This is a genomic window from Streptomyces composti (assembly GCF_012034205.1).
Classification (GTDB): domain Bacteria; phylum Actinomycetota; class Actinomycetes; order Streptomycetales; family Streptomycetaceae; genus Streptomyces; species Streptomyces composti.
Window position 1 is genome coordinate 38,930 of the sequence record NZ_JAATEM010000036.1, and the last position, 13,783, is coordinate 52,712.

Sequence of the window (13,783 nt, forward strand, 5' to 3'; positions counted from 1 at the left end):
GAACGCGTTGTGTGGATGTGGAAACGATCCCGTTGAATTCCCTGCCCGGGTGGTGTCTCGAATTCCCGTGCGAGACCCCGGTGTTGTGGCGTACCGTGCCGCGTGCGCGCGGGCGTGCGCGGTCCTGACGCACGGGAGCTCCCCGTCCGCCGTCGGGTACCCCGGCCGAACGATGTGTCACCTGCCGCATGACCCGGACCGGTTGGTGGCACGATGGTTCTGGCGGGGTGCGCGGGGGTCGCGCCCCCGGGCCGGGAGAGCGGACCGACCGAGGGTGTGATCAGTTGTGGCCATTTCACTGTCTGTGGTGCTGCTGTTGGCGATCATCCTTGTGGTGCTCCTGAGAGGTGGCTCCATCAAGGCGGGCCCCGCGATCGTCGCGATCCTCTTCGGCTTCTTCCTCGCCTCCACCGGCATGGCCGACGACATCCAGCGCTTCCTGAACTCGATAGCCGAGACGATCAACTCGATCCAGTTCTAGCCAGGGGCTCGATCCAGTTCTGGGGGAGCGCCCGTCTTCTGGGGGAGCGCCCGTTCCGGCCCCGTGAGGCGCCCGTCCCAGCCCGGTGGTCGAGGTCCCGGTCGGCGGTGCGAAGCCCGCGGGGGCCGCGGTCCGGCCAGACGATCAGGCAGAGCCCCGGGGCCGGAGGGCGGAGCCGGAGCGCGATCGGGGGGACGCCCGGGGTGGCCGGGAGAACGTTCACCGCGCAGCCCGGGGCGGCCGGGAGAATGATCGCCGCGCAGCCCGGAGCGGTGCGACAGCGATCATGACGGCCCCCAGGCGGCCGGGGAGCGATCAGCGCCCCCGGAGCGGGGAAACGATCAGCCGCCGGAGGAGGTGGAGAACGATCAGGGCCGGCCGGAGGAAGTGATCCTCCGGCCGGCCCTGAGCCGTACAGAGCGGGCGACGGGAATCGAACCCGCGTAGCTAGTTTGGAAGACTAGGGCTCTACCATTGAGCTACGCCCGCAGGGTGCACCGCAGGCCGTACCGGCCGCAGTACTGACAGGCATCGTAGCGGGTCAGGGCACCTCGATGCACACCCGTTGCCCGCCCCGCCGGCGACACCACCGCATGCCCCCGAAATCCTGCCGTCGCAGCGCCGGGCGGCATGTACCCTACGTGTCGCACCAGACGGGGTGTGGCGCAGCTTGGTAGCGCGTCCGCTTTGGGAGCGGAAGGCCGTGGGTTCAAATCCCGCCACCCCGACCACCCATTCCGATCACCCTCGGTGATCATGCGCGGTCACCTGCCGGTGATCGCCTTTTGGGCGCCGTAGTCGCTGCCGTTACTATGCAAGCTGCACGCCCGTGTGTCTCAGGTCTGAAGTCCTCCGGGCGGCGCATCCGCCGGACCGCTCTGGTACCGGCAGAAACCGAGAAGTCAGCCACAAGGAGACCGAACCGTGAAGAGCGCCGTGGAGACCCTGAACCCGACCCGGGTTCGGCTCACTGTCGAGGTGCCCTTCGAGGAGCTCAAGGACAGCCTCGACGCGGCGTACAAGAAGATCAACCAGCAGGTCACGGTGAAGGGCTTCCGCAAGGGCAAGGTCCCGGCCCGGGTCATCGACCAGCGCTTCGGCCGCGGTGCGGTCCTGGAGGAGGCGGTCAACGACGCCCTCCCGAAGTTCTACACCGACGCCGTGAACCAGGCCGAGCTGAGCCCGCTGGGTCAGCCCGAGGTCGACATCACGGAGCTGAAGGACGGCGAGACGCTGAACTTCACCGCCGAGGTCGACGTGCGCCCCTCCATCGAGATCCCGGACTACTCCGGCATCGAGGTCGAGGTCGACGCCGTCGAGGTCACCGACGAGGACGTCGACAAGTCGGTCGAGCAGCTCCGTGAGCGTTTCGCCTCCACCACCCCGGTCGAGCGTGCCGCCGAGGACGGCGACGTGGTCACCATCGACCTGGAGGCCAAGGTCGAGGGCAAGGTCCTCGAGGACGGCGTCGCCAAGGACGTCTCCTACACCATCGGCTCCGGCGAGCTGCTCGACGGCATCGACGACGCCGTCAAGGGCCTGTCCGCCGGTGAGGAGGCCACCTTCACCTCCGAGCTGAAGGGCGGCTCCGCGGCCGGCAAGGAGGCCGAGGTCACCGTCAAGGTCACCCAGGTCGCCAAGCGGGAACTGCCCGAGCTGGACGACGAGTTCGCGCAGCTCGCCTCCGAGTTCGACACCCTCGAGGAGCTCCGGGCGGACAGCCGCAAGCGCCTGGAGAACATGAAGCAGTACGACCAGGCCACGCAGGCCCAGGAGCGCGTCCTGGAGAAGCTGCTCGAGCTGGTCGAGGTCCCGGTCCCCGAGAAGCTGCTCGAGGACGAGATCAACACCCGCAAGCACAACCTCGAGCACCACCAGCTCGGCCAGATGGGTCTCACCCTCGACAAGTACCTGGAGATCCAGGGCAAGACCGCCGAGGAGTTCGAGAACGAGACCCGCGAGGCCGCGATCAAGGGCATCAAGACCCAGTTCGTGCTCGACGAGCTCGTCAAGCAGGAGAAGCTCAACGTCAACCAGGAGGAGCTCACCGAGCACCTCATGCGGCGTGCGGCCTCCTCCGGCATGTCCCCCGACCAGTTCGCCCAGGCCGTCGTCGAGCAGGGCCAGGTCCCGCTGCTCGTCGGAGAGGTCGCCCGCGGCAAGGCGCTGGCCGTCGTGGTCGAGAAGGCCACGGTGAAGGACACCAACGGCGAGATCGTCGACCTGGACGACGAGGAGGAGGCGGAGGCGGAGACCGCCGAGGCCGCCGCCGAGCCGACCGAGTCCGCCGAGGCCGGCGACGCCAAGGCCGAGGAGAAGTCCGAGGGCTGAGCCCCGGCTTCCGCAAGATCACAGGAAGGGCCCCGGGGCGAACCCCCCGGGGCCCTTCCGGCACCAGCGAAGGGCAGCACCGCAGGTACGCGGCGACCGGCGCCGACCGGACGCGCGCGACCCGTACCCGCAGGCGACCGGAACCACACGGGCCGCTACGCCCCCGGCGAACACCCACAGAACCGGGATGGCACCGCCCACCCTGAGCGTTAGGGTCCTTGAATACGGGGCCCAGCACCCACCGGCGGCCGAGCTGCCGGAGGCCCCCCGCAGGGAACACGTGAGACGGCCCGGCGCCGTCGTAAGACGAGCAGGTGGATACGTGACGAATCTGATGCCCTCCGCCGCCGGCGAGCCCTCCATCGGTGGTGGCCTCGGCGACCAGGTCTACAGCCGGCTGCTCAACGAGCGGATCATCTTCCTCGGCCAGCCGGTCGACGACGACATTGCGAACAGGATCACCGCACAGCTGCTGCTCCTTGCCGCCGACCCCGACAAGGACATCTACCTCTACATCAACAGCCCCGGCGGCTCCATCACGGCCGGTATGGCGATCTACGACACCATGCAGTACATCAAGAACGACGTGGTGACGATCGCCATGGGCCTGGCCGCCTCCATGGGCCAGTTCCTGCTGAGCGCCGGCACCCCCGGCAAGCGGTTCGCACTGCCGAACGCCGAGATCCTGATCCACCAGCCCTCCGCCGGCCTGGCCGGCTCGGCCTCGGACATCAAGATCCACGCCGAGCGGCTGCTGCACACCAAGAAGCGCATGGCCGAGCTCACGGCCCAGCACACCGGTCAGACGGTGGAGCAGATCATCCGTGACTCCGACCGTGACCGCTGGTTCGACGCCTTCGAGGCCAAGGAGTACGGCCTCATCGACGACGTGATCGCCACGGCCGCCGGCATGCCGGGCGGCGGCGGCACCGGGGCCTGACCGCCCCATCAGCTCCGCTCGCCGACCGCCTCAGCCTTTACCAGGAGACACCGTGAACGACTTCCCCGGCCGCGGCCTGTACGACCGCATGGACGCCGTGCAGGACATGCGCGCATCCCAGTCCCGGTACACCGGCCCGATGGCCGAGTCCCGTTACGTCATCCCCCGCTTCGTCGAGCGCACCTCCCAGGGCATCCGCGAGTACGACCCGTACGCGAAGCTCTTCGAGGAGCGCGTGATCTTCCTCGGCGTCCAGATCGACGACGCCTCCGCCAACGACGTCATGGCGCAGCTGCTGTGCCTGGAGTCGATGGACCCCGACCGTGACATCTCGGTCTACATCAACAGCCCCGGTGGCTCCTTCACCGCGCTGACGGCGATCTACGACACCATGCAGTACGTCAAGCCGGACATCCAGACGGTCTGCATGGGCCAGGCCGCCTCGGCCGCCGCCGTGCTGCTGGCCGCCGGCACGCCCGGCAAGCGCATGGCCCTGCCCAACGCCCGCGTGCTGATCCACCAGCCGTACAGCGAGACCGGCCGCGGCCAGGTGTCCGACCTGGAGATCGCCGCCAACGAGATCCTGCGGATGCGCTCGCAGCTGGAGGAGATGCTGGCCAAGCACTCCACCCAGCCGGTGGAGAAGATCCGTGAGGACATCGAGCGCGACAAGATCCTCACGGCCGAGGACGCGCTGCAGTACGGGCTGATCGACCAGATCATCACCACCCGCAAGATGGACAACGCCAGCCTGCGCTGACGCACGAGGCTGAGACGTCTGCCGCCCCTTGGCACGGTTTGGCCCGGTTCACGTCAAAGCGAACCGCGCCAAGGGGGGCCCGAACGGGGGGCCCGGCAAGGTACCGTCGGACATAAGGCAGCACCAGGAGCCGCTGGACGGTGACGTCCAGGCGTCTCCCAGGCGAAGGGGAAGCACACCGTGGCACGCATCGGTGACGGCGGCGATCTGCTCAAGTGCTCGTTCTGCGGCAAGAGCCAGAAGCAGGTCAAGAAGCTCATCGCAGGGCCCGGTGTGTACATCTGCGACGAGTGCATCGATCTCTGCAACGAGATCATCGAGGAGGAGCTCGCCGAGACCAGCGAGGTGCGCTGGGAGGAGCTTCCCAAGCCCCGTGAGATCTACGAGTTCCTCGAGGGCTATGTGGTCGGCCAGGAGGCGGCGAAGAAGGCCCTCTCCGTCGCGGTGTACAACCACTACAAGCGGGTCCAGGCCGGCGAGAACGGCGGGGCGAACGGCCGCGACGACGGCATCGAGCTCGCCAAGTCCAACATTCTGCTGCTCGGCCCCACCGGCTCCGGCAAGACCCTGCTCGCCCAGACGCTCGCCCGCATGCTGAACGTCCCGTTCGCCATCGCCGACGCGACGGCGCTCACCGAGGCGGGCTATGTCGGCGAGGACGTCGAGAACATCCTGCTCAAGCTGATCCAGGCGGCCGACTACGACGTCAAGAAGGCCGAGACCGGGATCATCTACATCGACGAGATCGACAAGGTGGCCCGCAAGAGCGAGAACCCGTCGATCACCCGCGACGTCTCCGGCGAGGGCGTCCAGCAGGCGCTGCTGAAGATCCTGGAGGGCACCACCGCCTCGGTCCCGCCGCAGGGCGGCCGCAAGCACCCGCACCAGGAGTTCATCCAGATCGACACGACGAACGTGCTGTTCATCGTGGGCGGTGCCTTCGCGGGGCTGGAGAAGATCATCGAGGGCCGGGCGGGCGCCAAGGGCATCGGCTTCGGCGCCGACATCCGCTCCAAGCGGGAGCTGGAGAAGAAGGACCAGTTCGAGGACGTCATGCCGGAGGACCTGGTCAAGTTCGGCATGATCCCCGAGTTCATCGGCCGCCTGCCGGTCATCACCTCGGTCCACAACCTGGACCGCGAGGCCCTGCTCAAGATCCTGGTCGAGCCGCGCAACGCGCTGGTCAAGCAGTACCAGCGCCTCTTCGAACTCGACGGCGTGGAGCTGGACTTCGAACGCGAGGCGCTCGAGGCCATCGCCGACCAGGCCATCCTCCGCCAGACCGGCGCCCGCGGCCTGCGCGCCATCATGGAGGAGGTCCTCCAGGGCGTGATGTACGAGGTCCCGTCCCGCAAGGACGTCGCCCGCGTCGTCATCACCGCCGACGTCGTCCTCTCCAACGTCAACCCCACCCTCATCCCCCGCGACGCCCGCGGCCGCGGCCCGGGCGAACAGAAGACGGCGTAGCCCGCCCTCACCAACGCAACAGGGGGCGCCCGGTGGCGGAGACCACCGGGCGCCCCTTCTTCGTGCCTCGTGGGCTTCTTCGCGGACCCGAACACGACGGAGGCGGCCCGGTGTTGCACCCGGCCGCCTCCAACTGCCCCGCGTGGGCGCGTCAGGCCTTGACGCGGACCTCCTTGCGGAGCTTGGTCGTGATGTCGGCCGCGACGTCCTTGCTGACGTCCTTGGTGGCGTCACCCGGGGACACCAGCACGATGGTGCTGTAGTCGGCCCAGGCGCAGAACCAGTCGGTCTTCTCCTTCTGGGTCGCCAGGTCCTTGCCCTTGGCGGCCTGGCACTTCATCGCCGCGCCGTCGAGCTCGACGTCCTCCGGGTCACCCACCAGTTCGGCCTTGTTGGCGTTGCCCTTGTCCTTCTCCGCCGACTTCTTGAAGTTGGCGAAGAAGTTGTCCAGGGCCTTCTCCGGGTCCTCGATCTCGCCGTAGGCACCGGCGAACGTGATGCCCTTGGCCGTTGCCGTCTCGGCCGGGTCGGGCTGGGTCGACGGATCACTGGGGTCAAAACCGCTCAGGTCGGCCGTCGAGTAGAGGCCGAACACCGTCTTGCCGTTCTTGACGCCGCTCTTCTCCAGCTCCTTGGCCGAGTCGTCGCCGCCGGGCTGCCCGTCCTTCGAGACACGCTTGTACTCGGTGAGAACCGTGTCCGGCGTCACGATCTTGTGCGGGCCGTCGTCCTCCAGGCCCGCCGCTCCGCCGGTGCCGCCGAGCACGAAGTACGCGCCCACGCCGATAGCCGCTACGACCGCCACCGCGCCGATGATGATGCCCGCCTTCTTGCCGCCGCCTCCGCTCGGGGCAGGGGGCTGGCCGTAAGGGGCCTGGCCGTAGGGCGGCTGCTGCGGCGGGACACCGGGCTGGCCCGGCTGCTGGGGGTAGCCGTAACCCGGCTGTCCCGGCGGCGGGGCCTGCTGGGGGTAGCCGTAGCCGGGCTGCGGAGCCTGCGGCTGCTGGCCGTAAGGACCCGGCTGGCCGTACGGTCCGGGCTGCTGGGGCTGCCCGCCGTACGGGCCCGGCTGGTTGTAGCTCATTCCTGGGTTCCCCTCCAGATGCTTATGTGTCCCTCACATCCTGTCGTAGAGGCGATGTGTTCAGGCCAGCGGGTACCGCACCGTTACAAAGGAAACGCGTTTCGGGACTGGGCCGTGACACCCGTAAACTCATGCCCGTGACCGAGAACACTCAGCAGCCACAGACAGCGCCCACCACCGAACTGCCGACCCAGTACGCGCCGGCCGACGTAGAGGGGCCCCTGTACGAGCGCTGGGTAGAACGCGGTTACTTCGAGGCCGACGAGCACAGCGACAAGCCGCCGTACACCATCGTCATCCCGCCGCCTAACGTCACCGGCAGCCTGCACCTGGGCCACGCCTTCGAGCACACCCTCATCGACGCCCTGACCCGCCGCAAGCGCATGCAGGGCTACGAGACGCTGTGGCAGCCCGGCATGGACCACGCCGGCATCGCCACCCAGAACGTCGTCGAGCGGGAGCTCGCCAAGGAGGGCCTGTCCCGGCACGACCTCGGCCGTGAGGCCTTCGTCGAGCGGGTCTGGCGGTGGAAGGCCGAGTCCGGCGGCCAGATCTCCGGCCAGATGCGCCGCCTCGGCGACGGCGTCGCCTGGTCCCGTGAGCGCTTCACCATGGACGAGGGCCTGTCCAAGGCCGTCCAGACCATCTTCAAGCGGCTCTACGACGACGGGCTGATCTACCGCGCCGAGCGCATCATCAACTGGTGCCCGCGCTGCCTGACCGCGATCTCCGACATCGAGGTCGAGTACCAGGACGACGACGGCGAGCTCGTCTCCATCCGCTACGGCGACGGCGACGACTCCATCGTCGTGGCCACCACCCGCGCCGAGACGATGCTGGGCGACACCGCCGTCGCCGTCCACCCCGAGGACGACCGCTACCGGCACCTGGTCGGCCGGGAGATCGAGCTGCCGCTCACCGGCCGCCGCATCCCCGTCGTCGCCGACGACCACGTCGACCCGCAGTTCGGCACGGGCGCCGTCAAGGTCACCCCGGCCCACGACCCGAACGACTTCGAGATCGGCCAGCGGCACGGCCTGCCCGCCATCGCCGTGATGGACGAGCACGCCGTCATCACCGCGCACGGCCCCTTCCAGGGCCTGGACCGCCTCGAGGCCCGTTCCGCCATCGTCGCCGCGCTGCGCGCCGAGGGCCGGATCGTCGCTGAGAAGCGCCCCTACGTCCACTCCGTCGGCCACTGCTCGCGCTGCAAGACCACCATCGAGCCGCGCCTGTCCATGCAGTGGTGGGTCAAGGTCGGCCCGCTCGCCAAGGCCGCCGGTGACGCGGTCCGCGACGGCCGGGTCAAGATCCATCCGCAGGAGATGGAGAAGCGCTACTTCGACTGGGTCGACAACCTGCACGACTGGTGCATCTCGCGGCAGTTGTGGTGGGGCCACCGCATCCCGGTCTGGTACGGCCCGGACGGCGAGGTCGTCTGCGTCGGCCCCGACGAGGAGCCGCCCAGCGGCGAGGGCTGGCACCAGGAGACCGACGTCCTGGACACCTGGTTCTCCTCCGGCCTGTGGCCCTTCTCCACCCTGGGCTGGCCCGAGGAGACCGACTCGCTCAAGAAGTTCTATCCGAACTCCGTCCTGGTCACCGGCTACGACATCCTCTTCTTCTGGGTCGCCCGGATGATGATGTTCGGCCTGTACGCGATGGACGGCACCCCGCCGTTCCACACCATCGCCCTGCACGGCATGGTCCGGGACCAGTTCGGCAAGAAGATGTCGAAGTCCTTCGGCAACGCGGTCAACCCGCTGGACTGGATGGACCGGTACGGCTCCGACGCCCTCCGCTTCACCCTGGCCCGCGGCGCCAACCCCGGTGTCGACGTCCCGATCGGCGAGGACTGGGTCCAGGGCTCGCGCAACTTCGCGAACAAGATCTGGAACGCGACCCGCTTCGCGCTGATGAACGGCGCGACCGTGGAGGGCCCGCTGCCGGACCCGTCGAAGATGTCGCCGACCGACCGCTGGATCCTCTCCCGGCTGAACTCCGTCGTCGCCGAGGTCGACGCGTACTACGACGACTTCCAGTTCGCCAAGCTGTCGGACGCGCTGTTCCACTTCGCCTGGGACGAGGTCTTCGACTGGTACGTCGAGCTGTCCAAGACGACGTTCCAGGCGGGCGGCGAGCCGGCCGAGGTCAGCAAGCGCGTCCTGGGCGAGGTCCTGGACGTCATGCTCCGGCTGCTCCACCCGCTCGTCCCGTTCGTCACCGAGGCGCTGTGGACCGCTCTCACCGGCGGCGAGTCCGTCGTCATCGCCGACTGGCCGAAGGACAGCGGCTTCCGTGACCCGGAGGCCGAGCGGGAGATCGCCACGCTCCAGTCGGTGTTCACCGAGGTCCGCCGCTTCCGCGCCGACCAGGGCCTCCAGCCCGGCCAGCGGGTCCCGGCCCGCCTGTCCCTGGACGGCTCGCCGCTGGCCCGGCACGAGGCGGCCATCCGCCAGCTGCTGCGCCTGCAGCCGGAGGGTGACTCCTTCACGCCGACGGCGACGCTCCCGGTCGAGGGCGTCGAGGTCGCACTGGACCTCTCCGGTGTGATCGACGTCGCCGCCGAGCGCAAGCGCCTCGCCAAGGACCTGGCCGCCGCCGAGAAGGAGAAGGCCCAGGCCACGGCCAAGCTCGGCAATGAGGCCTTCCTGTCCAAGGCCCCGGAGCACGTGGTCGAGAAGATCCGCACCCGCCTGGCCAAGGCGGAGGAGGACATCACCCGCATCCTGTCCCAGCTGGAACGCCTCCCGCGGGCGTAGCCACCCACGCGGGCAGAGTCCAGGGCCCCGGCGCCGCACCGGCACCGGGCCCTGGCACGCCTGGTGAGGGGGACCGGGGCCGTGCAGCCCCGCACGTAGACTGGGGTCCGTGAGTGACAGCGACCCCTTTGAAGAGATCGTCGCGGCGGAGACCGACCGCGACCCCGATCTCGCCGTCATCGAGGCCGGCAGCCGCACCCTGCGCACCCAGAGCGGCCCGCCTCGGGCGGACATCCCCGCGCGCCCGGAGGACCCCGAGGTCGACAAGGCCCTGCGCGAGGTCGAGGGGGAGCTGGCCACCCGCTGGGGCGAGACCAAGCTCGAGCCCTCGGTCAGCCGCATCACGGCCCTGATGGACGTGCTGGGCGAGCCGCAGCGCTCGTACCCCTCCGTCCACATCACCGGCACCAACGGCAAGACCTCCACCGCCCGCATGATCGAGGCCCTGCTCGGCGCCTTCGAGCTGCGCACCGGCCGGTACACCTCACCGCATGTGCAGTCGGTCACCGAGCGCATCAGCCTGGACGGCGCGCCGATCTCCGCCGAGCGGTTCATCGAGACGTACCGGGACATCCAGCCGTACGTCGAGATGGTCGACTCCCAGCAGGAGTACCGGCTGTCGTTCTTCGAGGTGCTGACCGGCATGGCGTACGCGGCCTTCGCGGACGCGCCGGTCGACGTCGCGGTCGTCGAGGTCGGCATGGGCGGCAGCTGGGACGCCACGAACGTGATCGACGGGGACGTCGCCGTCGTCATGCCGATCGAGCTCGACCACACCGACCGGCTCGGCACCACGCCTGCCGAGATCGCCACGGAGAAGGCCGGCGTCATCAAGCAGGGCGCGACCGTGATCATGGCCCAGCAGCCGGTGGAGGCGGCCCAGGTGCTGCTGAAGAAGGCCGTCGAGGTGGACGCGACCGTGGCCCGCGAGGGCCTGGAGTTCGGCGTCGTCTCCCGTCAGGTCGCCGTCGGCGGCCAGCTGCTCACCCTGCGCGGCCTGGGCGGCGAGTACCCCGAGGTGTTCCTGCCGCTGCACGGCGCCCACCAGGCGCACAACGCGGCCGTGGCGCTCGCCGCCGTGGAGGCCTTCTTCGGCGTCGGCGCGCAGCGCGCCGAACCGCTCGACCTCGACACCGTGCGCAACGCCTTCGCCGCCGTCGCCTCGCCGGGCCGGCTGGAGGTCGTACGGCGCTCGCCCACCGTCGTCCTGGACGCCGCCCACAACCCGGCGGGCGCGCGGGCGGCCGCCGAGGCGCTGGGGGAGGCCTTCCAGTTCAGCCGGCTCATCGGCGTGGTCGGCGCGAGCGGCGACAAGAACGTCCGGGGCCTGCTCGAGGCCTTCGAGCCGGTCTTCGCGGAGATCGTCGTCACCCAGAACTCCAGCCACCGCGCGATGGACGCCGACGAACTGGCGGGCATCGCGGTCGAGGTGTTCGGGGAGGAGCGCGTGCAGGTCGAGCCCCGGCTGCCGGACGCGCTGGACGCGGCGGTCACGCTGGCCGAGGAGGAGGGCGAGTTCGCCGGCGGCGGGGTGCTGGTCACCGGCTCGGTCATCACGGTCGGCGAGGCCAGGCTGCTCCTGGGGAGGGGCTGACCCACGATGCGTACGCTCTGTTCGTCCACGCTGATCGGCGAGTTCTTCGTGATCGGATTCGCCGGGCTGGTCGCGATGAAGGACCCGGACCTCGCCACCGGCACGGTGTGGACCGTGTGCGGTATCGCGATGTTCCTGTCCGTGGCGCTGTGCGGCATGGTCACCCGGCCCGGCGGGGTGGCGCTCGGCTGGGCGCTGCAGATCGCCCTGATCGCCTCCGGCTTCTTCGTCCCCTTCATGTACTTCATGGGCGTGCTGTTCGCCGCCCTGTGGTGGGCCTCGGTGCATTTCGGTCGAAAGGTGGACGAAGCCAAGGCCCGCTTCGCGGCGGAGGCCGAGCAGGCTGACGCTGCGTGACGCCCGCGAGGATCCGCCCGGTAATCTCATCGAACCGCACACATTGCTGCATATAAGGAGCTCAGCCGTGACCCAGCGCACCCTCGTCCTCCTCAAGCCCGACGCTGTCCGTCGCGGCCTGACCGGCGAGATCATCAGCCGTATCGAGCGCAAGGCCGGCTGGCAGATCACCGCGCTGGAGCTGCGCACCCTGGACCAGGACACGCTGGAGCAGCACTACGGCGAGCACAAGGGCAAGCCCTTCTACGAGCCGCTGGTGGAGTTCATGTCCTCCGGCCCGGTCGTGGCCATGATCGTCGAGGGTGAGCGGGTCATCGAGGGCATGCGGCAGCTGGCCGGCCCGACCGACCCGATCGCCGCCGCGCCCGGTTCCATCCGCGGCGACTACGGCGTCATCGTCCGCGAGAACCTGATCCACGCCTCCGACTCCGAGGAGTCCGCCGAGCGCGAGGTGAAGATCTTCTTCCCGGGTCGCGCGTAAGGACGGACGCCCCGTGAGGACGGATGCCCCGTGCGGACGGACGGGCGGCCTCCGTGTGCGGGGACGATCACGGTCCGCGCACCAGCGTGCCTGCGGTCCGCCCGCCGGGGGGCCCGGCCGGCGGCCCGGGGGTCCCGGCCGGGACCCCCGGGCGGGATGCTGTGCGAGGTGTCCGGCGGGCGCTGCATAACGATCTCGTCGCGGGCCCGTGAGGTCCGTTCCCGCACGTCTCGGAGGGTCTGGGGGCTTTGCCCCCGGACCTTTCTGGCATATGCACGGCGTTCGGGGGAACGCATGCCCCCGATGGACCGTCTCCACAAGCAGCCGGAGACGCCATCTGATGACAATGGCGAAGACCCTCGCGCAGTGTTCGCGAAGGCGCGTCTACGATGGAAGCCTTCACGTCACCGCACCCACCTCGCCGACCTGAAAAGCCCTCAAAAGCTCGTGGGAAGGCCAGACGAATCCTGATGGGGAACTCAATGTCGTTCATCGGCCGTGACATGGCTGTCGACCTCGGGACCGCCAACACGCTGGTGTACGTCAGGGGTCGCGGGATCGTACTCAACGAGCCGTCCGTCGTCGCGATCAACACCAACACCGGTGGCATCCTCGCGGTCGGCGCCGAAGCGAAGAAGATGATCGGGCGCACGCCCGGCAACATCGTTGCCGTGCGTCCCCTGAAGGACGGTGTCATCGCCGACTTCGAGATCACCGAGCGGATGCTCCGCTACTTCATCCTGAAGATCCACAAGCGGCGTTATCTGGCTCGCCCACGGGTCGTCGTCTGTGTGCCCTCGGGCATCACCGGCGTCGAGCGCCGTGCCGTCATCGAGGCGTCGTCCCAGGCCGGCGCCCGGCAGGTGCACATCATCGAGGAGCCCATGGCGGCGGCCATCGGCTCCGGGCTGCCGGTCCACGAGGCCACCGGCAACATGGTGGTGGACATCGGCGGCGGCACCACGGAGGTCGCGGTCATCTCCCTCGGCGGCATCGTCACCGCCCAGTCCATCCGGGTCGCGGGCGACGAGCTGGACAACGCGATCATCCAGCACGTCAAGAAGGAGTACTCGCTGCTGCTGGGTGAGCGGACGGCCGAACAGATCAAGATCACGATCGGTTCGGCGTACGACCTCGATTCCGACGAGCACACCGAAATCAGAGGCCGGGACCTGGTGTCCGGGCTGCCCAAGACCGTCGTCATCTCGGCCGCCGAAGTCAGAAAGGCCATCGAGGAACCCGTCAACGCCATCGTGGACGCCGTCAAGACGACCCTCGACAAGTGCCCGCCGGAGCTGTCCGGGGACATCATGGACCGGGGGATCGTGCTGACCGGCGGCGGCGCCCTGCTGCGCGGCCTGGACGAGCGGCTGCGCCGGGAGACCGGCATGCCCATCCACATCGCCGAGGACCCGCTGGACAGCGTCGCGCTGGGGTCCGGCAAGTGCGTCGAGGAGTTCGAGGCGCTGCAGCAGGTGCTCGACGCCCAGCCGCGCAGATGACACAACGTTTCGATTCCGCCGTAC

General features: G+C 69.2%; 11 protein-coding genes and 2 tRNA genes. 11 read left to right on the forward strand and 2 right to left on the reverse strand.

Features of this window, described 5'->3' with window-relative positions; translation table 11 throughout:
• Window positions 1–286: 286 nt before the first annotated feature.
• On the forward strand, window positions 287–481 hold the full coding sequence (locus HCJ93_RS25380; RefSeq protein WP_167998140.1) for a hypothetical protein: 195 nt from the start codon (window positions 287–289) through the stop codon (window positions 479–481).
• Window positions 482–899: 418 nt separating this feature from the next.
• On the opposite strand, the gene HCJ93_RS25385 is transcribed toward HCJ93_RS25380, so the two are convergent.
• A tRNA-Gly gene (locus HCJ93_RS25385) sits at window positions 900–970 on the reverse strand.
• Window positions 971–1,135: 165 nt separating this feature from the next.
• Here HCJ93_RS25385 and HCJ93_RS25390 point away from each other — a divergent pair.
• From HCJ93_RS25390 to clpX, 5 genes are all read left to right on the forward strand, one after another.
• Window positions 1,136–1,212: transfer RNA gene (locus tag HCJ93_RS25390), tRNA-Pro, on the forward strand.
• 193 nt (window positions 1,213–1,405) lie between these two features.
• Entirely contained in the window at window positions 1,406–2,812 is a 1,407-nt protein-coding gene (gene tig / locus HCJ93_RS25395) for a trigger factor (RefSeq protein ID WP_167998141.1), read from the forward strand.
• A gap of 334 nt (window positions 2,813–3,146) precedes the next feature.
• Window positions 3,147–3,752: an ATP-dependent Clp protease proteolytic subunit gene (locus HCJ93_RS25400; protein ID WP_167998166.1), complete on the forward strand. Its 606-nt coding sequence runs from the start codon at window positions 3,147–3,149 to the stop codon at window positions 3,750–3,752.
• A gap of 52 nt (window positions 3,753–3,804) precedes the next feature.
• On the forward strand, window positions 3,805–4,512 hold the full coding sequence (locus HCJ93_RS25405) for an ATP-dependent Clp protease proteolytic subunit (RefSeq protein WP_167998142.1): 708 nt from the start codon (window positions 3,805–3,807) through the stop codon (window positions 4,510–4,512).
• Between the two features lie 180 nt (window positions 4,513–4,692).
• Window positions 4,693–5,979 (forward strand): ATP-dependent Clp protease ATP-binding subunit ClpX, encoded by a 1,287-nt coding sequence (clpX, locus tag HCJ93_RS25410; RefSeq protein ID WP_167998143.1) that lies wholly within the window; start codon window positions 4,693–4,695, stop codon window positions 5,977–5,979.
• Window positions 5,980–6,130: 151 nt separating this feature from the next.
• Here the strand turns inward: clpX and HCJ93_RS25415 are convergent, their stop codons facing one another.
• A complete protein-coding gene (locus HCJ93_RS25415) occupies window positions 6,131–7,063 on the reverse strand; it encodes a hypothetical protein (protein ID WP_167998144.1) in 933 nt (310 codons plus the stop codon).
• A 137-nt stretch (window positions 7,064–7,200) separates the two neighbouring features.
• Between HCJ93_RS25415 and HCJ93_RS25420 the strand changes: the two genes are divergently transcribed.
• From HCJ93_RS25420 to HCJ93_RS25440, 5 genes are all read left to right on the forward strand, one after another.
• A complete protein-coding gene (locus tag HCJ93_RS25420; RefSeq protein WP_167998145.1) occupies window positions 7,201–9,825 on the forward strand; it encodes a valine--tRNA ligase in 2,625 nt (874 codons plus the stop codon).
• Between the two features lie 109 nt (window positions 9,826–9,934).
• On the forward strand, window positions 9,935–11,419 hold the full coding sequence (gene folC / locus HCJ93_RS25425) for a bifunctional tetrahydrofolate synthase/dihydrofolate synthase (RefSeq protein WP_167998146.1): 1,485 nt from the start codon (window positions 9,935–9,937) through the stop codon (window positions 11,417–11,419).
• 6 nt (window positions 11,420–11,425) lie between these two features.
• Window positions 11,426–11,776 (forward strand): DUF4233 domain-containing protein, encoded by a 351-nt coding sequence (locus tag HCJ93_RS25430; protein ID WP_167998147.1) that lies wholly within the window; start codon window positions 11,426–11,428, stop codon window positions 11,774–11,776.
• Between the two features lie 67 nt (window positions 11,777–11,843).
• The gene (gene ndk, locus HCJ93_RS25435; protein WP_167998148.1) at window positions 11,844–12,257 is read left to right on the forward strand and encodes a nucleoside-diphosphate kinase; all 414 of its coding nucleotides are present in this window, start codon (window positions 11,844–11,846) and stop codon (window positions 12,255–12,257) included.
• 482 nt (window positions 12,258–12,739) lie between these two features.
• Window positions 12,740–13,759, forward strand: a complete 1,020-nt coding sequence (locus tag HCJ93_RS25440; RefSeq protein ID WP_030381728.1) for a rod shape-determining protein — start codon at window positions 12,740–12,742, stop codon at window positions 13,757–13,759.
• The last annotated feature ends 24 nt before the right edge of the window (window positions 13,760–13,783 follow it).

Coding starts and splice junctions, on each gene's coding strand:
- HCJ93_RS25400 (WP_167998166.1), top strand. CDS start 3,147: ATGCCCTCCGCCGCCGGCGAGCCCTCCATCGGTGGTGGCCTCGGCGAC.
- HCJ93_RS25415 (WP_167998144.1), bottom strand. CDS start 7,063: ATGAGCTACAACCAGCCGGGCCCGTACGGCGGGCAGCCCCAGCAGCCC.
- HCJ93_RS25430 (WP_167998147.1), top strand. CDS start 11,426: ATGCGTACGCTCTGTTCGTCCACGCTGATCGGCGAGTTCTTCGTGATC.
- HCJ93_RS25440 (WP_030381728.1), top strand. CDS start 12,740: ATGTCGTTCATCGGCCGTGACATGGCTGTCGACCTCGGGACCGCCAAC.